Origin of the sequence: Psychrilyobacter sp. (genome assembly GCF_049671765.1) — a bacterium.
Lineage (GTDB): Bacteria > Fusobacteriota > Fusobacteriia > Fusobacteriales > Fusobacteriaceae > Psychrilyobacter.
The window spans coordinates 15,175-33,705 of record NZ_JBATVM010000158.1; the positions used below are offsets into that span (position 1 = coordinate 15,175).

At 27.9% G+C, this 18,531-nt stretch carries 19 protein-coding genes and 1 pseudogene; 12 read left to right on the forward strand and 8 right to left on the reverse strand.

Going from position 1 to position 18,531, the window contains the following annotated elements; genetic code table 11:
- The first annotated feature begins 50 nt into the window (after nucleotides 1–50).
- From WBG30_RS07545 to WBG30_RS07555, 3 genes are all read left to right on the forward strand, one after another.
- Nucleotides 51–1,550 carry an acetyl-CoA hydrolase/transferase family protein gene (locus tag WBG30_RS07545; RefSeq protein WP_424504030.1) on the forward strand — a complete coding sequence of 500 codons (1,500 nt, stop codon included), beginning with the start codon at nucleotides 51–53 and terminating at the stop codon, nucleotides 1,548–1,550.
- 173 nt (nucleotides 1,551–1,723) lie between these two features.
- Entirely contained in the window at nucleotides 1,724–3,094 is a 1,371-nt protein-coding gene (locus WBG30_RS07550) for an aldehyde dehydrogenase family protein (RefSeq protein ID WP_424504031.1), read from the forward strand.
- A 12-nt stretch (nucleotides 3,095–3,106) separates the two neighbouring features.
- Complete coding sequence (locus WBG30_RS07555) at nucleotides 3,107–4,225, forward strand: 4-hydroxybutyrate dehydrogenase (RefSeq protein ID WP_424504032.1); 1,119 nt, start codon at nucleotides 3,107–3,109, stop codon at nucleotides 4,223–4,225.
- Between the two features lie 74 nt (nucleotides 4,226–4,299).
- Here WBG30_RS07555 and WBG30_RS07560 read toward each other — a convergent pair whose 3' ends face one another.
- The 4 genes from WBG30_RS07560 to WBG30_RS07575 form a co-directional block, all read right to left on the reverse strand.
- Nucleotides 4,300–5,835, reverse strand: a complete 1,536-nt coding sequence (locus WBG30_RS07560) for an Eco57I restriction-modification methylase domain-containing protein (protein WP_424504033.1) — start codon at nucleotides 5,833–5,835, stop codon at nucleotides 4,300–4,302.
- 21 nt (nucleotides 5,836–5,856) lie between these two features.
- Complete coding sequence (locus tag WBG30_RS07565; protein ID WP_424504034.1) at nucleotides 5,857–6,486, reverse strand: plasmid pRiA4b ORF-3 family protein; 630 nt, start codon at nucleotides 6,484–6,486, stop codon at nucleotides 5,857–5,859.
- 81 nt (nucleotides 6,487–6,567) lie between these two features.
- Entirely contained in the window at nucleotides 6,568–9,708 is a 3,141-nt protein-coding gene (locus WBG30_RS07570; RefSeq protein WP_424504035.1) for a hypothetical protein, read from the reverse strand.
- Nucleotides 9,708–9,902 carry a hypothetical protein gene (locus WBG30_RS07575; RefSeq protein WP_424504036.1) on the reverse strand — a complete coding sequence of 65 codons (195 nt, stop codon included), beginning with the start codon at nucleotides 9,900–9,902 and terminating at the stop codon, nucleotides 9,708–9,710. The genes WBG30_RS07570 and WBG30_RS07575 overlap by 1 nt, the downstream gene beginning before the upstream one ends.
- Before the next feature lie 93 nt (nucleotides 9,903–9,995).
- On the opposite strand from WBG30_RS07575, the gene WBG30_RS07580 reads away from it, so the two are divergent.
- The 5 genes from WBG30_RS07580 to WBG30_RS07600 all read left to right on the forward strand — a co-directional run bounded on the left by WBG30_RS07580 (nucleotide 9,996) and on the right by WBG30_RS07600 (nucleotide 12,902).
- The gene (locus WBG30_RS07580) at nucleotides 9,996–10,895 is read left to right on the forward strand and encodes an aminotransferase class V-fold PLP-dependent enzyme (RefSeq protein ID WP_424504048.1); all 900 of its coding nucleotides are present in this window, start codon (nucleotides 9,996–9,998) and stop codon (nucleotides 10,893–10,895) included.
- Between the two features lie 69 nt (nucleotides 10,896–10,964).
- Nucleotides 10,965–11,504, forward strand: a complete 540-nt coding sequence (locus WBG30_RS07585; protein WP_424504037.1) for a hypothetical protein — start codon at nucleotides 10,965–10,967, stop codon at nucleotides 11,502–11,504.
- A 1-nt stretch (nucleotide 11,505) separates the two neighbouring features.
- Entirely contained in the window at nucleotides 11,506–11,712 is a 207-nt protein-coding gene (locus WBG30_RS07590; protein WP_424504038.1) for a sulfurtransferase TusA family protein, read from the forward strand.
- Nucleotide 11,713: 1 nt separating this feature from the next.
- Nucleotides 11,714–11,947: a DUF3343 domain-containing protein gene (locus tag WBG30_RS07595; protein ID WP_424504039.1), complete on the forward strand. Its 234-nt coding sequence runs from the start codon at nucleotides 11,714–11,716 to the stop codon at nucleotides 11,945–11,947.
- A gap of 127 nt (nucleotides 11,948–12,074) precedes the next feature.
- Nucleotides 12,075–12,902 (forward strand): sulfurtransferase, encoded by an 828-nt coding sequence (locus tag WBG30_RS07600; RefSeq protein ID WP_424504040.1) that lies wholly within the window; start codon nucleotides 12,075–12,077, stop codon nucleotides 12,900–12,902.
- Nucleotides 12,903–12,972: 70 nt separating this feature from the next.
- Here the strand turns inward: WBG30_RS07600 and WBG30_RS07605 are convergent, their stop codons facing one another.
- The 4 genes from WBG30_RS07605 to WBG30_RS07620 all read right to left on the reverse strand — a co-directional run bounded on the left by WBG30_RS07605 (nucleotide 12,973) and on the right by WBG30_RS07620 (nucleotide 15,584).
- The gene (locus tag WBG30_RS07605; protein WP_424504041.1) at nucleotides 12,973–13,473 is read right to left on the reverse strand and encodes an NUDIX hydrolase; all 501 of its coding nucleotides are present in this window, start codon (nucleotides 13,471–13,473) and stop codon (nucleotides 12,973–12,975) included.
- Nucleotides 13,474–13,616: 143 nt separating this feature from the next.
- Complete coding sequence (locus WBG30_RS07610; protein WP_424504042.1) at nucleotides 13,617–14,162, reverse strand: GNAT family N-acetyltransferase; 546 nt, start codon at nucleotides 14,160–14,162, stop codon at nucleotides 13,617–13,619.
- A 151-nt stretch (nucleotides 14,163–14,313) separates the two neighbouring features.
- Nucleotides 14,314–14,919, reverse strand: a complete 606-nt coding sequence (locus WBG30_RS07615; RefSeq protein WP_424504043.1) for a pentapeptide repeat-containing protein — start codon at nucleotides 14,917–14,919, stop codon at nucleotides 14,314–14,316.
- Between the two features lie 524 nt (nucleotides 14,920–15,443).
- On the reverse strand, nucleotides 15,444–15,584 hold the full coding sequence (locus WBG30_RS07620) for a zinc ribbon-containing protein (protein ID WP_424504044.1): 141 nt from the start codon (nucleotides 15,582–15,584) through the stop codon (nucleotides 15,444–15,446).
- Between the two features lie 413 nt (nucleotides 15,585–15,997).
- On the opposite strand from WBG30_RS07620, the gene WBG30_RS07625 reads away from it, so the two are divergent.
- From WBG30_RS07625 to WBG30_RS07640, 4 genes and pseudogenes are all read left to right on the forward strand, one after another.
- Nucleotides 15,998–16,999 (forward strand): NADH:flavin oxidoreductase, encoded by a 1,002-nt coding sequence (locus WBG30_RS07625; RefSeq protein ID WP_424504045.1) that lies wholly within the window; start codon nucleotides 15,998–16,000, stop codon nucleotides 16,997–16,999.
- Between the two features lie 521 nt (nucleotides 17,000–17,520).
- A pseudogene (locus tag WBG30_RS07630) lies at nucleotides 17,521–17,673 on the forward strand (Rdx family protein); the annotation flags it as partial.
- Between the two features lie 150 nt (nucleotides 17,674–17,823).
- Complete coding sequence (locus WBG30_RS07635) at nucleotides 17,824–17,955, forward strand: hypothetical protein (protein WP_424504046.1); 132 nt, start codon at nucleotides 17,824–17,826, stop codon at nucleotides 17,953–17,955.
- A 295-nt stretch (nucleotides 17,956–18,250) separates the two neighbouring features.
- A partial coding sequence (locus tag WBG30_RS07640; protein WP_424504047.1) for a hypothetical protein occupies nucleotides 18,251–18,531 on the forward strand: 281 nt, incomplete at its 3' end.

The window sequence follows — 18,531 nt, forward strand, 5'->3', positions numbered from 1 at the left end:
ATATTGCAAAAATAGTTAAATAAATATTTTTTAATAAAGGGGTGTAATAAATGCAATCTAGAATTAGAAATGAACAACTAAAAGAAAAAATTATGAATCCTATGGAGGCTTGTAAATTAATAAAAGATGGAATGGTTATTGGTACTAGTGGATTCACTCCTTCTGGTTATCCAAAAGTTGTCCCTTTGGCTCTTGCAGATAGGGTTAAATCTAGTAAAGAAAAAATGAAGTTGACACTTTATTCTGGTGCTTCCCTTGGACCAGAAGTAGATGGAGCATGGGCAGAAGCAGGAATTATTGCAAAAAGACTTCCTTACCAAACTAATAAACAACTAAGAAATGATATAAATTGTGGAAAAGTAGAATATTTGGATATGCATCTTAGCCATACATCTCAATATCTAAACTATGGGATACTCCCAAGAGTAGATATTGCTATTGTAGAAGCTATTGCTATAACAGAGGAAGGAAATATAATTCCTACAAGCGCAGTGGGAAATTCGCCGTCATTTATAAAAAATGCAAGTAAAATTATCGTTGAGATAAGTTCTAAACAGCCAGTAGAATTAGAAGGTATGTCAGATATATATATGCTTGAAAATCCACCTATGAGAACTCATATCCCAATAAAAAATCCTGGGGATAGAATTGGGACACCATTCATTGTGTGTGATAAAGAAAAAATTGCAGCTGTAGTCTTTTCAGACCTTGAAGACCATGTAAGAGATTTAGCACCTATTTCAGATGTAGATAGAGCTATATCTAAAAACATTATTAACTTTTTAGAAAAAGAGGTTGCTTTAAAAAGGTTAACTAAAAATTTACTTCCTCTCCAGTCTGGTGTAGGAAATGTAGCCAATGCTGTTCTATCAGGTCTATGCGATTCATCTTTTGAAAATCTAGTCTGCTATACCGAAGTTATCCAAGATGCAATGCTTGAACTAATGCAATGTGGAAAAATAAAAAAAGCATCCGCTTGTTCTATTAGTCCTTCACCTAGAGGCCTTAAACTGTTTAGAGATAACATTGATTTCTTTAAAGATAAAATCGTTTTGAGACCATTAGAGATCTCAAACAGCCCTGAAATGGCCAGAAAATTAGGAGTAATTGCAATGAATACGGCTATCGAAGTAGATATTTACGGAAATGTGAATTCTACACATATAATGGGCTCCAAAATAATGAATGGTATTGGAGGATCTGGTGACTTTGCTAGAAATGCATATATAACAATCTTTAGTACAAGTTCTATTGCAAAATGCGGAAAAATTTCATCTATTGTACCTATGGTTTCCCATGTAGACCATACAGAACATGACACAATGATTATAGTTACAGAACAAGGTGTGGCTGATCTTCGTGGACTCAGTCCAAAAGAAAAAGCCAAACTAATTATTGAAAATTGTGTCCATCCAGACTTTAAAGAACAAATGAGAGACTATTTTAAAAGAGCATGTGAAGTATGTCATAGATGCCATACACCTCATATTCTAAATGAAGCTCTTTCATGGCATGCAAGGTTTTTGGAAACAGGAACTATGAAAAAATAACCATATTTTTTTATTAAAAACTATCAAAACACTTTATTTCAAATATAATTTTAAAGGAAATAAAAATTATATCTTAATATTATTATTGGCTTTCTAAGCGTTACCAATTATTAAATTTTTTTACAATTATACAAAAATATAAAAGTAATTTATTTTTAGAGGAGGAAACAAATATGGATTCAAAAAACTACATCAACAACATGATTCAAAAAGCAAAGGTAGCACAAAAAGAATTAGCAACATACAACCAAGAAGAGTTAGATGCCATTGTAAAGACAATTGGTAAAACTGTATATGATAATGCTGAAGATCTAGCAAGGATGGCTATAGATGAAACTAGAATGGGTGTATATGAAGATAAAGTAGGAAAAAATAAGAGCAAATCTAAAAATATATGGAACAATTTAAAAGATAAAAAAAGTGTAGGAATCATAGAAAGAGATATGAAGAAAAATCTTATTATGGTAGCTAAACCAGTTGGAATAGTTGGTGCTGTTACTCCTACAACAAATCCAATAGTTACACCTATGTGTAACGCAATGTTCGCTGTCAAAGGTGGTAATGCAATAATCGTAGCTCCACATCCTAGATCTAAAGCTTGTACAACCGAAACAGTTGCTAGAATCAACAATGCCTTGGTAGAGAATGGAATTAAATGTCCAAAAAATGCTATCCAAGTAATCACCGAACCATCTCTAGCTTATACAAGTGAATTGATGGAAAAAGTAGACGTAATACTTGCAACTGGAGGAATGGGAATGGTTAAAGCTGCTTATTCAAGTGGGAAACCTTCATTTGGAGTAGGAGCAGGAAATGTTCAAGTAATTATAGATGAAGGTGTTGACTACAATGATGCAGCATCTAAAATTATAACTGGTAGAAAATTTGATAATGGTATAATTTGTTCTGGAGAACAAACAGTAATTGCTCCAAGATCAGACTATAATAAAGTTATAGATGCGATGGTTAATAACGGAGCTCACTATATAGATAATCTTGATGATATTCAAAAGTTTAGAGATACAATGTTTGAAAATGGACATATGAATAAAAATGTTGTAGGACAATCAGTAGCTACAGTTGCAGAAATGGCAGGAGTAGCAGTTCCAAAAGAAGCTAAAGTTATACTTTTAAAAGCTGGTGGAATCGGTGCTGAAGATCTTCTTTGTAGGGAAAAAATGTGTCCTGTACTTTCAGCTTTTGAATACGATACTATCGAGGATGCTATTAATATTGCTCAAACAAACTTAGACCTTGAAGGAAGAGGACATACCGCAGCAATTCATTCAGAGAGTATAGAAAATATTGAATTAGCTGGAAATTTATTAACAATTAGTAGACTAGTTGTTAATGCTTCATCTTCAACAACTGCTGGAGGATCTATGTTTAATGGATTTGCCCCTACAACCACATTAGGTTGTGGAACTTGGGGAAATAATATTATCTCAGAAAACTTAGATTACAAGCATTTAATTAACGTTTCTAGAATAGGTTTACTTATAGAAAATGTTGTAGTTCCGTCAGATGAAGAAATCTGGAAATAGGGGGATAAATAGATGAGACTTTTAAAAATACAACCAGAGATACACAAGTTTGATACATTTAAAGAGTTTGCTAAAGACTTTAATATAGGAAAGGGTGACTTACTTTTTACTCATGATTTTCTTTTTAATAACTATATGCAAGATTTAAATTTAGAATCTGAAAATATGTTCTTTGAATGCTTCGGCATGGGAGAACCATCAGATGAAACTATAAACTATATCATGGATGCTATTAGAGGAAAAGTTATAAAAAGAGTAATTGCAGTAGGTGGAGGATCTGTTATTGATATCTCAAAATTATTGGTATTAGAAGATACTAAAGATTGCTTAAATTATTTTGAAAAAACAGTTGAGATTAAAAAAGTAAGAGAATTAGTTATTGTTCCTACAACTTGTGGTACAGGAAGTGAAGTAACAAATATCTCTATCTCAGAAATAAAATCGAAAAAAACTAAGATGGGATTAGCTGTAGATGAACTTTACCCTGAAAGTGCAGTACTCATTCCAGAATTACTTATGAATTTACCATATAAATTCTTCGTAACAAGCTCAATAGACGCTTTAATACATGCTATAGAAGCCTACGTATCTCCAAAGGCAAATATGTATACTGAAATATTTAGTGTAAAAGCAATTGAGATGATCTTAAAGGGATATATGAAAATTTTGGAACATGGAGAAGAATATAGAAAAGAAATCATCGAAGAATTTATGATTGGAAGTAACTATGCCGGAATAGCATTTGGAAATGCAGGGGTAGGAGCAGTTCATGCACTATCTTATCCTTTAGGAGGAGTGTACCATGTTCCTCATGGAGAAGCTAACTATCAATTTTTCACAGAAGTATTTAAAACATACTTAGCTAAAGATCCAAATGGGAAGATTTCTGAAGTTAATAAAGTATTAGCTAATATCATGAATATCCCAGCTGGGGAAGATGTATATGCAGCTTTATCCAATGTTTTAGATAAACTTCTTTCTAGAAAACCACTCAAGGAATACGGAATGAAGGAAGAGGAAATTGAAGGATTTACAGATGCAGTCATTGCAGGACAGCAAAGACTTTTGGCTAACAACTATGTTCCTTTAAAAAGAACTGATATAATAAATATCTATAAAAATCTTTATTAAAAACCCATAGTAAATAGGAAGAGACTTGACCCAAATGGTCAAGTCTCTTATTTTTATTATCTAGATTCCGCATCTTACTTTCCATATTTTTGATCAGAAAAATACCCGTCTATTAATTTTTGAGTCTCCTCCTCATAATGATCTATCTGCTTTTTTACCAACTTTTCAATATAGGCTATTTCACTTTTATCTTTAGAGTAGTATATAGGTGTTTCCTTGAGAGGGGTCGCATAGAGTTCTAAATTATCCCCCTTCATCTTCCCATTATATTTAAACCAGTCATGGAAAACCTTGGAATTTAGATACCCTAGGATATAAAATAAATTTATATCTTTTTCTTTAGGAGTAAGATAATATATATCTGCACTTCCATAGAACTCCCCTTCTGAATATGAAAATTTATTTATCTTAGATCTTTGTCTTCCAATTATCTTTGGAACATTAAATATTTTTTCATCTCTAGCCCACTGGAGTTCCCACCAATTGATAATGGATTTTAAAACTTCCCTCCTCCTACTCAGCCGTTCCTTATAAGGCTTCATATGTTTAGTTAGTTTTCTATCTAATACCACCTTACAATCTAAATAAAGGATCCAATATTTGTTAGATCTATAGGAATACTGATCGATATCTTTATTCTTGTAAAATGGTTTTAAATATTCACTGTATTTTTTATCATAAAAATCAAAAACAAAGGCCCTATCATGCCCACTAACTATTCCTTGATTTATATTTAGAAGTTCTCCTAAAAAATGAGTCCTCCCATTATATATCTTATCCAATCGTTCCAAATCACTATTTTTAGCTAAAATAATCTTATCCCTGTAGTTATAAATTTTATCACTGTCTATAAAATATTTTTCCCTATGATCTATTACTTCTAATTTACCTTTTATTTTTTCCTTTTTTAATGTAAAAACAACATTATGCTGCCCTACAGCATCTTCAAAAACAGATTTATTATAATTATTTATATATTTAAAGGTAGTATTTTTTTTAATTTTTTCCCTCATTTTTTTAGCATGATCAGCCTTAAACCAATAATTTGTGGTTATATAAGTAAGCACTCCTCCATCTTTTAGTGTCTCTATCCCCTTGGCTATAAAAAAATAGGCGTAATCCATCTTACCCTCATAATTTTCTTTTCCAAATTTATATTGTCTCATATCTTTAAATATCTCTTTATTGTTTTTCTCTCCAAAATATGGAGGATTTCCTAAAACAATATCATAAGTTTCGTAAATCTCCTCAATGAGAGAGTTAGTCTCTATTAAATTTATTTTTTCCCCTGAAATTTTATATTTTTTAAGCATCTCTAAAATATTATTTTTACAGATCATAAGGGCTTCTCCATCTACGTCATAGCCTGTAATCCATGAGCTACTATAGATATATTCACCTAATTTTACCTTGGATAACTCCATGATAGTTTGTAGTAGAGGTAGGAGAAGATTCCCTGTCCCACATGAGAGATCAGCACACCTGAGGTTATCAAATTTTATTTTACTATAATCACCATGAAAATATATCTCTAAACTTTTATCTACCATTTCTTTTGCTATATAATTCGGTGTATATACCTTAAAATTTGTATCACTATTTATATTCACTGATCCCCCCCTTTTTTTATTTTATTTATTCCAATTTTCAAAAATTTCATTAATTTCTTTTATGTCTTTTTTAGTGAAATCCTTTGGGTCAAATTTTGGGTAATATTCTAAAATTTCTTCCTTTCTATCATTTTCTTTCCCTTCCATTACTTCACAAATATCTTCCCATCCCCAAATACCACCACAATCTTCAAATGGAGCTACTCTTTTTCCTGTTACGAGATATGGATAGTTCTGATTTTGGTCTTTATCTAGTATTTTTTCTAATTTTATTGTATGTTCCCATCCATCTCCAAAATCATATCCATAAGTTAATTTATCATCTACTTTTTTAAAATATTTATTTAATTTTACAGTATGCTCATTGATTTCTTTTATAGGTTTCATCCCAAACATCGGAGACATATCCAAAGGTTCATAACCTTCATATGTTGTATCTACTAACAGTGTATTCCTATCAATGCAAAATTCATGTAGGTGATAGTTTTCCCAACTAAAAATATTTTGAAGAATATAATGAAATTCTCCAAAACATATATTCTTTTCCACCTGTATTCTCCTCCAAATAGGAGGTTTAGCTCCATTTATATCAACTCTAAATTGATAGATCTTGTTCTTTGTTTTTACATCATTAATACTTATTTTCACCATTTTCTTCCTCCTGTTATTTTCATATACCATAAATTTTACAAATAAACTTACAGAACATAGACTAGATCTGATAAAATCATCTTAATAATCATCGTTAACTAATAGTAGTATTTTTTCAACATTTTTATCAAAATAAGTTTTTACCGGAAGCTTTACTTTAGGGTATAAAACTTTAAATTTATTATTGTATTCTAATTTCATTTTATTCAACCATCCATAATCATCTAATATTTTAATAATTTTACTATCATCTTTTTCTAGATTATTTATATCATTTCTACACATAAAATTAATTAATTTTTTTATATCATTTGCATTAAAAACAAATTTATATTTTTTATTATATAACTCTATTTTTAAACTTCGTAATTCCTTATAGTTTAAAATATTAGGTAATAAATTTAATGAATTACTAATAAAATTTTCATTAAATTTCAACGCACTGAATAATGATTTAAAAATACCGTCTTCAGTTATAATTTGATAATTATGATTGTAGCAATAAGCTAATGCTTGATATTCTTGCTGTCCTATTTCATCAGCTAACATTTCATAAGCACCTTTTATCGGTAAAACTTCATTTTGATCTTCAATAATACTTCCACGATTAATAATTTTTTTTGTTAATATGAATATATTTTGTTTTACACTTTCTATCTCCTCTTTATCGGATAAATTTTTAAAATAATTTTCTCCATCACTATAAATACTAAAAATTTCTTCTGTTGAATTTAACTTTTCAATATATATTTGTAACCAATTAATGAGCGTCCTCTGAATTAAAACATCTTTTCTTTCTAGAACTTCATCTAATTTTTTTATGTGATATAAAAAAATAATTGAAGAGAATGTCAGTATCTTATTCACTGATTTCGGTAGTATATTTATTCTATTACTATTAAAATTAAGTGTTTCATCTTCTAATAATTTTGGTATTAAAGCAAAATATTTTTCATATCTTTTATCTGACAGTGAATAGAAACTAATTTTATCTCCATTACTATAACTTTGAAAAAATTCTTTTGTATTTTTACTCTGTTGTTTTAACATTTCAAACATTTCAGAAAATGGTTCTTCTTTAGTGTTGTCAATGTATAACTTTTTAATCGCTGGATTATTACCATACCCAATAAAATTTCCTACAATAGTATGAAAAAGTGATTTTTCGGTAAATTTTTTATCATACTTATTTAAACAATACCTAGTATTATCAAGTATTTTAATGGAATAATTCTTTTTATTCTCATCTGATACACTATAACTTTCATTTACAAAAATCAGATTCTCTTTTTGTAAACAAATATTTTCCTTATAATCTAATTTTTTATCTTTCCCATTATTTATATTATAATGCATAATTAAATAAAAATATATTTTAGACAATTCAATTTTCAAGGTTTCATCTAATTTTTTTATATCACTACTCAATAACCTCTGATTTAAAATTGGTAGTACTTGCTTAGTTTCATCAAATATTTCTACAGAATAGCCAAGTAAAAATATAAGATCTTTTATACCTAACTTCGATATATCTAGAATTAAATGATTAAAAATTTCTTGTTGTTGCTTTATTTTAAATTTATTTCCTAAATCATGAAATATAGATAATCCAACATTTAACAGAGCAAACATAATGTCAAATCTTTTATCTTTTTTATATTCGGCATAATAGAAATTAAAAGCACTATTAAGTTTATTATATTTCACATATATATTTCCAATTATTGCACCATAGTCGTTTTTACTATTTATTTGATTTATAAATTCATCAAAATCATTAAAATTTAAACCCTTATCAATTTCACAAATTTTTAATGCTTCAAAAATAATGTCTTTAAAAATATCTTGTTTTTTCAAAGCCAATGCTAAGTACTCTTTTGAGTTTCCTATTCTTTTTAGAAATCCAATTATATTTATAATTTTCGACAATGTTATATTATCTTTACAACTCAGCTCTATAAGTTTTTCTGTATCCAAATCTTCAATACCATTTCCTACATAAAATTGATACTCAAGAAAAGATAATAAACTATCTAAATCGTTAGATTTGTTTTTGCTTAAATATTCTTCTAAATCTTGATCTATTTTAATGTCTAGTAAAATAGATCCCTTTATAAAGAAGTACATTACAATATTATATTTAAATAAATAATGACTATTTCCTTTTAAAAAATCAACAATAAATTTTGTGTCATCCATATTTGCATTCTGAACTTTCGAAATATAAAATAACAAATCCTCTAATTCAAAATTTGAAATTAGGTAATTTTTTATTTTTTCATGATTATAATTTATATTTTTAGCATCGCAAAAAAACATGTAATATTTAATTGAAAGATGCTCTTCGTTTGATTCGTAAACTTCAATAAAATCATCTCTAAGATTTAAATTTAATAATAACAGCATATAATTTCCTAATAAATTATTAACATATTCACTATTAAAATAATTTTTATGATTTAAAATCAGTTCCACTGAAGTCTTGTATTCTTTTAAAGAAAATATCAATCTGTTATAATCTGTTTTTTTACCTTTCATTATGTCGTTTAATGAATGAGTTGCATAAAACCCTTGAATATTCATTTTTTCAAAAAAACTCAATTTATCAGTTCCTAATGCTTTCTGATAATATTCATCTGCTTTATCAAAATAATTTAGATCATCTTCACCATAATTGTATAATTTAGCATATATTTGACCACCTATTAGCATTAATTTTTCTTTATATTTTTCATTTCTTATTTCCAACTCAAAAATTTCTTTTGATTTTTCAAAATTTCCATTATTGAAATAAAAGAAAATATCAAAATGTCCCTGTGGCTTGCTGTTAGGTGTTTCCAACCTCAGTTGCTTAGATAATAAAAAGAAGCTATTGTCATTAGATAAACTAAGTGATAATAACTTATATTCTTTAAATGTTAAAGTAATAAATTCACTGTATTGCTTTTCTACTAATTCAATATATTCATTAAATTCATCAAACTTTCTAAAATTTATTAAAAAATCTATTTTCACTAGTAGTAATTGATACTTAACCGCAACATTATGTTCATTCTCTTCTAATAAAGAATCTAAAAATGTAACTGCTTCTTTAAATTTCCCATCAAAAAAATCTTTTTTAAGTCTTTTTATTGATGAATCAATTTTAGGATTAATAATTTGATTATTTATTTGATAATTTTCTTTTTGAAATAAAGCAAAATTTTTATTAGACATTTCCATTATTTTTCTCCAATATTACTTTGATGATTATCACGTTGAAATAAAGTAAAATTTTTATTAGTTTGTTTATTTATTTTAGAATCCTTAATACTATTATCATCACGTCCAATAAATTTCTTCAATATTTTTTTCCCACCTATTAAACCCACTATCCCAATAATTAAGCCTGCAATTTTAAACGCTGTGTCGTTCATAGCCTTTTCCCCCCCCATTTTTAAAATCTCCAAAGTATAATCTTCCTATAAGTATACCATTTAATTTTATCAAAAAAAAGAGACTGCTATATAATTTATAAATTATTAAAAAGTAGCGATCATGTACTGGTGTCTTCTATGGAGCATAATGCAGTAATGCGACCCTTAAATTCTTTAAACGTAAATATTTCAAAAGTAAAGTGTAATAAGTTTGGTGACTTGAACATGGAAGATTTCAAATTGCAATTAAAAGAAAATACAAGAGCAGTAATAATGACCCATGCTTCCAATGTCTGTGGAACAATTTTAAATTTAGAAGAAGTTGGAAGAATCTGTCAGGAAAAAAATATTATTTTTATAATAGATACGGCTCAAACTGCTGGATTTTTAGATGTCGACTATAAAAAATTAGGAGCTGATGCTATAGCTTTTACAGGACATAAATCACTTCTTGGCCCTCAAGGAATTGGTGGATTTATAATAAATGATAAATTAGTTAAAATAATCCCTAGTCTAATTGATGGTGGGACAGGGAGTTTATCTGAGGAGGAGATACAGCCAAATTATATGCCAGATAAATATGAAGCAGGTACACCTAATGTTCTAGGTATCTTTGGATTAAATGCTTCGATAAAGTATTTAAACAATATAGGATTAAAAAATATAAGGCTGAAAGAGTATGAACTCCTAAAAATATTTTTAGATGAGATAAAACAAATAAATGGAATAGCCATTATAGGAAAAGATACCTATGAAGGAAGGACCGGAACAGTATCACTTGATTTTTTTAATGTTGACAATGGGGAAGTAGCTTATAAACTTGGCAGTGATTATGGCATTATGACAAGGTCAGGGATGCACTGCGCTCCTTCTGCTCATAAAACTCTAGGAACTTTTCCAAAGGGAACAGTAAGATTTAGTTTTAGTCATTTTAATACCAAAGATGAGATATATTATACCATCGATAGTATTAAAAAAATAATGGAAGAGTAATGAAAAATCAAAGATACATAATAAAAAATGTGATGTATTTTTATTAATAAATTTAAGGAGGATATAGGAATGGGAGAAAAGAAAAGTATTGTTTTAACAGGTGGAATTGTAGGTATTATAGGAGTTGCACTAGTTATGCCCGGTAATCCTGCAAATATGGGATTTTGTATTGCTTGTTTTTTAAGAGATATCGCTGGTGCTCTGGGACTTCAAAGAGCAGGTGTGGTTCAATATATGAGACCAGAAATTATGGGATTGGTATTGGGATCATTTTTAATAGCTATATCTAAAAAAGAATTTAATGTAAGGGGAGGATCATCTCCTATAATTCGTTTTACACTAGGTGTCATGGTAATGATAGGAGCTCTTATGTTTTTAGGATGTCCTCTTAGACAACTTATCTTAGCTGGAGAGGGAAATACTGATTCGGTAGTTACAGTTTTAGGCCTTCTATTTGGAGGAGCTATAGCACATAACTTTAGTTTAGCTTCTAGTTCAAAAGGTCCAACAATAAATGGGCAAATGGCTGTAATTATTTGTATTTTTATACTGTTATTAGTATCGTATTTTAATTCTGAATTTTTAAATAAAAAAGTAGAGGTGAAGTAAAATGATGACAATAGATGTAAGAGGTTTATCTTGTCCAATTCCTGTGTTAAAAACTAAACAGGCTGTTAAAAATAAAGAAAAGAATTTTGAAATAATCAGTGATAGTAACGCTTCTATGGAAAACATTTTAAAATATTTAAGATCAGAAGAATACACTTTCATAGTAACAGAAGTAGAAGATGACTATGTAATAAAGGCAAAGGGATAAAATGAAAGAATATATTGCAGTTCTTTTTACCCATTCAGATGCTATTAAATTATCTAGAGAGTGTAAAAAAAGAGAGATCAATCATAAATTAATGCCAGTTCCAAGAAAATTAAGTTCTAACTGTGGAGTCTGTGTAGATTTTCATTGTGAGAAAGATATAAATGATCTAATCTTTAGTGGAGTAGAAAAAGTTTTCCATGTAGAAGATGGAAACTATGTTTTAGTATATGAATAGAGTTAAATTGATACATTAGAATAATCATTGGCTACCTTTTTACAGTCTAAAAAAATAGACGTTTTTCATCTATCTATGGTATATTATTAGGTAGTTTTTTAAAAAACATTTTACAGGAGGCTTTAAAATGAATAATTTTATAAATGTAAATCAATTAAAAGAAAATTTAAAAAACGTAGTGATCTTAGATGTAAGATTTGACCTTCATGATTCGAACTACGGACAACAAAAATATGATGAAGAGCACATCATTGGATCTTTTTTCATAGATTTAGATAAGAATTTAGCTGGAGAAAAAAAAGAACATGGTGGTTCAAGACCGCTACCAGAGATAAAGGAATTCATCAAAAAAATAGAAAGATTGGGAATAACTAAAGATAGCTCTATCGTGGTATATGATGAGGAGATGGTTACAGCAGCCAGAGCTTTTTGGATGTTTAAATACATTGGTCATAAGGATATCAAAATCCTTAATGGTGGATATACAGAGTGGTTAAAAGAAGGTGGAGTAGTAACAAACGAAAAAACACAATTACCTGAAACTAGTAAATATAATTTTGAGATTCTAAAAGATATCTGTGCTGATATTGTAGAAGTTAAAGAGGCTATAAAAGAAAAAGACATCTCCATAGTAGAGTGTAGATCTTTTGAAAGATATTTAGGACAAAATGAACCTTTTTATTCTAAGCCGGGACATATCCCTACAGCTATCTCTATAGATTCAAAATCATTATTAAAAAATAGAAAGGTAAAATCTAGTGAGGAGTTAAATGAAATTTTTAGGAGACTAAATAGCTCTAAAAATATAGTATTTTCATGTGGATCTGGGGTAAATGCATCTTTAGATTATGCAGTTTATAGTGAATTTTTTTCTAATGGAAAAGTATATATAGGAAGTTATTCAGACTGGACAAGTTATTCTGAAAATTCTATTGAAACAAAAGATGAAAATTAGATTTTAAATTTAAATAGTAACAAAATTAGAAGTCACTATAAATGGCTTCTTTTTTATTAATTTTTTTCAACTATATATTTTTCATCTTAAGATATTTTTTTAATGTACTAATATGCATAGGATAAAAATCACCTTGAGATCTTTCCAATCTTTTCTTTAATACCATCAATGAAATCCATTGAATTTCTTGGGACTCGTTGGAAGATCTAAGAAGAGTCCCTTGAGCTTTACAAAGAAAAATTTGCACCATTACAGGGTATTTCCCGCCTATATTTTGAGAAATGCTAAAGGGTTCATAATTTAAAACACAATATTCATCCTCTACTAGAGTAACAGTTTCTTCTTCTCCTACAATTTTTGTAACATCTAAACCAGTTTCTTCTTTGATCTCCCTTCTTAAACACGTAAAAATATCTTCAAATTCCCTTAGTTTGCCTGCCGGTATTTCTAATAAACCATTTCCATCCTTAGAATCTTTAAATCTTTTTTGTAGTAATATAGAATCTTCTCCATTTATATTAGCTTCTATTATTCCTCCCACTGCTGGAATAGTAAATTTTTCATTTTTCATTTCTTCACCTCATTTTTATTTTATCAACTAGATCAATCCTTTGTACAATTTATTTATTTTTATTAAAGTTTCTGTAAAAACCCCCAAAGATGATCTTCCTTGGGGGTTCATTTTATTTTTTTATTTTTTTGTAATCATTTAATTTATAATACCCATTCTTCTCTCAAGACCCCGTAACTTATTGAATCATAGTATTTATTATTTAAAATACGTGCATTTCTATAAGTTGCTTCTTTTTTCATTCCTAATTTTTCTGATAATTTCATCATTCTTTTATTTCCTGACCAAGTTGTAAGACCAAGTCTTACAATTTTAGGATTTTCATTAAATATCTCCGATATCCATATCTTTAATGCTTCATAGCCCATTCCTTTTCCCCAATATTTTTCATTGAAAATAACAATTCCAACTTCCATCCACAGTGTTTCCTTGGATTTCCAATATGAATTAACTGATCCAATCAATTCATCATTATCAGCATTAACAATCATCTTTCCTGGCTTTATATCTTTTTCTCCACTTTTAAATTTTTTTCTATAGTCTTCAACTAATTTTTCTAATTCATTCAATGTTAACTGCTCAAAATATGGTCCATTGTACTTATGAAACTCTCTCTCTGGCCTATTTAATTCTAAGTAGCTATCCAAATCTTTCATTTTTAATTTTCTAAGCTTAATATTTTGTCCCACGGAACCTCCTAAAATTTCAACTAATTTTTCAATATAACACCTTCAATAGATTCATTTACTCCTCTAAAATATAACTCCATAATAATCTCCTCCCATATTCTTAATTTCTATAATACTATAACATATCTTATTTTTTTCTCATAATATAACTTTAATCAATAATAATGTCAAATTTAGTCCCAACCAAATCAGCACCTACTAAATTTACTCCTGTTAAATTTGCCCCTGTCAAATCTGCATCTCTTAGATCTGTATTTCTTAGATCGGCATTTTTTAGATTTGTATTTTTTAGATTAGCACTCATTAAGTTTGCATTGCTCAAATTAGAATTACTTAAGTTTGAATTGCTTAAGTTCGCGTTAATTAAATTAGTTCCTGTTAAATTTGCCTGTGTTAAATCTGCACCATATAAATTAGCACCATATAAATTAGCTCCACGTAAAACAACAGAAATTAATTTTGCGTCAATTAGATTTGTATTACGCAAGTTTGTATAACTTAAATCGGTCTCATTGAAATCTACACCACTTAAATTTGTATAGCTTAAGTCAGCATAAATAAAATGGGTCTCAAATAAATTAATATCACGAAGATCAGCACCAGTTAAATTTACATTAGTTAAGGTTGCGTTACTCAAGTCTACATTGCGTAAATTAGAATAGCTTAGATCTAAATTTCTTAAATCAACATAACTAAAATCAGCATTACTTAAGTTTTTTTTCCTTAAATCCCCACTTAAATTATCAAATTGTAGCATAACCTCTCCCCCTTTTGAATTTATCTTCCTATATTTTTCAATAAAACAAAAAATAGTATATTATTTTTATTCTAACGTTGAAAGTCTAAATTTTGAGTTAATAGCTTCCCAATTCATAACTAAATCAACTGCTCTTAAAAAGGTAATCTATCTTTAATTTTAATTTGCTCCTAAACTTTAATACTAAATTATATTACATGTTTTAGATTTATGCAAAGATCTTATTTAACCTTTCTCCACTAACTTTCAATATTCAATTAATAACAACAACAATTTTAATTAATACCGATAATATTTAAGTTGTTGTTTTGTCGAAACAAATATACAATATAAAGGTAATGAGTATTGTAGTCTTAATTGCTACTCCCTCCCCAAGGGAAATCATTACAACCATTGTATAAAGAAAGCCCTTAAATGACTATTTTAAGAGCTTTTTTTATTTATCAATAAATATGCTCTAGTCACCTTCTGTTATTCAATTTATTTTACTTTCTTAACATTATAGACAATAAAAAAAAGGTGGACTAATCCACCTTTTTATAAATTCCACCTTTACAATCTGGACATTCTGGTAGTTCTTCGTTGTCAACTTCTATCATTAATTCCAAATGGCACATCATACACACATAAGTCCCTATTCCTGGTTTCTCATTTGCTACATACATAAAAATTTTCCTCCTAAAAAATAACTGTTTATTTACTTTATGTAGTATACACTAAAACACTTAAAAAATCACTAATTTTTTTTAGTAAAACCAAGTAAAACAAAAAAGACAGTCTAAAACTGACTTTTCTTGTTTTGTATATTAAGCATAACTCTCTCTCTGATTAAAGTATACAACACGTATTAGAAAAAGTAAACATTAAAATTAAAAAAAATTAATTTTTATAAGTATAATGTTTTTATAACAAATGTTATTTTCTACTTTATAGCTCCTTATTTTTGACTTATTTTTTTTAGATGTAGTATAATAAATAAACACTATAATAACAAAAGCTATTTCTAAATGAGTTATAAAAGTCAGTCATCAATTTTTTTATAAACCAATCTAAAATAATTAAATAAGGAGAAAATATTATGGAAACTATACTAACACCAATAGTCATAAAAAAACTAACATTAAAAAATAGGCTAGTCTATCCTCCAATGGCATCATCAAAAGCTACAAAAGATGGATTAATCTCTAATGAAATAATAGAATTTTATGATAATATTACAAAATCTAAAAATATAGGTTTGGTAATAGTAGAACATAGTTATATATCTATAGAAGGTAAAGCAAGTCCAAAACAAATTTCTATTGCTACAGATGAAACAATAGAACCTATCAAAAAATTAGTGAAAATGCTACATAAAAATGAAACAAAAGCTGTTCTACAGATAAACCATGCAGGAAGTGCTACAACAACAAAAATAACCGGTAAAGTGCCAGTAGGAGCTTCTTCTATTCCAAATCCTCGAAAAGGGAATATACCAAAAGAACTAAATATAGAAGGCATATCTCATATTGTTAAAAAATTTGCTGATAGTGCAAAAAGAGCTAAATTAGCTGGATTTGATGGGGTGGAAATACATTCGGCTCATGGATATTTTTTAAATCAGTTTCTCTCACCTCTTTCTAACAAAAGAAAAGATGAATATGGTGGAACTTTAAAAAATAGATTAAAAATACATCTTGAAGTAGTAAAAGCAGTAAGAGAAGTCGTAGGAGAAGATTATCCAATTTTTCTTAGATTAGGAGCATCAGACTATAAAAATGGTGGAACAACTATAGAGGATAGTAAGATAGTCTCAGTAGAATTAGTAAAAGCTGGAGTAGATGTTTTGGATATATCAGGTGGATTTTGTGGTTATATTCCTGATCAAGTAAATCTAAAAGAGCAAGGATACTTCCACCCCCTAACTTCAGCAATAAAAGAAGTGGTAGATATTCCTGTGATACTTACAGGTGGAATTACAGATATTACCCATGGAAACAGACTCATAAAAGAAAAGAAAAGTGACCTTATAGGAGTTGGGAGAGCTATTTTTAAAGACTATCATTGGAGTGAAAGAGAGATTAAAAAAATCAAAAATTAATAAAGAATAGAAAAACCGATAGAAAAAAAATCAGGTTTTATACCTGATTTTTTTCTATCTAAATATTTTATTTTGAACTTAACATAGCTCCTAATGGTTTCCCACCACGTAACCTACTGGAGTTGAAATGAGTTTATTTTTATTTTAAAATAAGAACACATGTCAGAGCTCATCTTCTCAAAATAAATAAAAAAGATAAAATTTAATCATGAAACTCTTTACTATATATATAGAGCATTGTTTTTATAATAGTTTTATCTCTTCTTTATCGTAGCCAAGTATTAGCCTTTTATACAACCCTGTCCTAATCTGTCTTTTAAGTTCTTTTAAAATTAGTCTACTTTATCTCATAAAAATTGCTATAACGACACTTGTCGTATCATTTAAAAATATGTCATTTTATAATGATTACATAAAAGAAATTAAGTTAAATTAGTCAAAAAATATTAAAAATAAAAGGAGCTGTTATTATGAAAAAAATATTATCTATTGAATTTTGTACATCATGAGGATATCAAGAAAAAGCAATTAATGCTTTTGGAGCCTTGGTAAGTCTCTATCAAAAAGAAATTTTAGAATTTAAATTGATCCCTTCATCAGGAGGTGTCTTTGAATTTATGTTAGGAGATAAACTATTATTTTCTAAAAAAACTCTTAAAAGATTTCCAAAATAAACGAATTAATTGAATATGTAAAAAAAGAATTATAATTTGACAACAACTATATGTATATTAGAAAATGATAGAAGATTAAAATGTTTTATTTATTGAACAAAAGGAAATAAAATGAAATTATTAGCAGTTTTAGCTTTATCTTTAAGCTTAATGGCATGTGGCAGCTTAAACAGCAATACAAATAATGTTAAAGCAAATAAAGAGACTAAGGCTATAAGTAATGTAACAGCAGCTAGAAGTTATGCAAAATTCTTGGATACTGGAGAAGAAAAATATATGTAAAAAAGAGCCGTTTTAAAAGCTCTCCTCTAGTTAAGTTAGGAATTGAATGTACACATAATTTGGGATAGACCCATTTGTTAAAAAAAAAGTCCTTATTTTATAAATATCTTAACTATTTCTAATTAAATTCTAATACGTTTGTGTGTTATTATATACATCGATATTAATAAATGTGTATTAATATCTGTTATAATAGAAATATATTTAAGAGTTGGGAAATTTATTAGATTATTATTTAATTTAATTTAATTCTCTTATATATATTAAGAAATTTATTTAAAGGGGAAAATAAACTATGAAAATTAAAAAAAATGAAGATTTGGATAGAATAAAATCTTTTTTAGGCTATGATTGTTATGATAAACTGGAAGAAATAAACTTAAAAAAAGGACAAGAAATTTATCTTTCAGGAATTCATATCATAATCGAAGGGGAATTAGAGTATTTTTATTTAGGAAAAAATGGAGAATATATAAAGACTATAAATTGTTCACCTGAAAATTTTTTATTAATAGGAGCTGGAAAATATTTTAATATAGAACAATTACACCCTTTTTATAGGGTTAAATCAAAAAC

Excerpts from the sequence above, each read along its gene's own strand:
- WBG30_RS07565 (WP_424504034.1), bottom strand. The coding sequence starts at position 6,486 with ATGGTGAAAATAAGTATTAATGATGTAAAAACAAAGAACAAGATCTAT.
- WBG30_RS07575 (WP_424504036.1), bottom strand. The coding sequence starts at position 9,902 with ATGAACGACACAGCGTTTAAAATTGCAGGCTTAATTATTGGGATAGTG.
- WBG30_RS07615 (WP_424504043.1), bottom strand. The coding sequence starts at position 14,919 with ATGCTACAATTTGATAATTTAAGTGGGGATTTAAGGAAAAAAAACTTA.
- WBG30_RS07595 (WP_424504039.1), top strand. The coding sequence starts at position 11,714 with ATGAAAGAATATATTGCAGTTCTTTTTACCCATTCAGATGCTATTAAA.
- WBG30_RS07620 (WP_424504044.1), bottom strand. The coding sequence starts at position 15,584 with ATGTATGTAGCAAATGAGAAACCAGGAATAGGGACTTATGTGTGTATG.
- WBG30_RS07585 (WP_424504037.1), top strand. The coding sequence starts at position 10,965 with ATGGGAGAAAAGAAAAGTATTGTTTTAACAGGTGGAATTGTAGGTATT.
- WBG30_RS07555 (WP_424504032.1), top strand. The coding sequence starts at position 3,107 with ATGAGACTTTTAAAAATACAACCAGAGATACACAAGTTTGATACATTT.
- WBG30_RS07545 (WP_424504030.1), top strand. The coding sequence starts at position 51 with ATGCAATCTAGAATTAGAAATGAACAACTAAAAGAAAAAATTATGAAT.
- WBG30_RS07570 (WP_424504035.1), bottom strand. The coding sequence starts at position 9,708 with ATGGAAATGTCTAATAAAAATTTTGCTTTATTTCAAAAAGAAAATTAT.
- WBG30_RS07625 (WP_424504045.1), top strand. The coding sequence starts at position 15,998 with ATGGAAACTATACTAACACCAATAGTCATAAAAAAACTAACATTAAAA.
- WBG30_RS07590 (WP_424504038.1), top strand. The coding sequence starts at position 11,506 with ATGATGACAATAGATGTAAGAGGTTTATCTTGTCCAATTCCTGTGTTA.
- WBG30_RS07635 (WP_424504046.1), top strand. The coding sequence starts at position 17,824 with ATGGCATGTGGCAGCTTAAACAGCAATACAAATAATGTTAAAGCAAAT.
- WBG30_RS07605 (WP_424504041.1), bottom strand. The coding sequence starts at position 13,473 with ATGAAAAATGAAAAATTTACTATTCCAGCAGTGGGAGGAATAATAGAA.
- WBG30_RS07550 (WP_424504031.1), top strand. The coding sequence starts at position 1,724 with ATGGATTCAAAAAACTACATCAACAACATGATTCAAAAAGCAAAGGTA.
- WBG30_RS07600 (WP_424504040.1), top strand. The coding sequence starts at position 12,075 with ATGAATAATTTTATAAATGTAAATCAATTAAAAGAAAATTTAAAAAAC.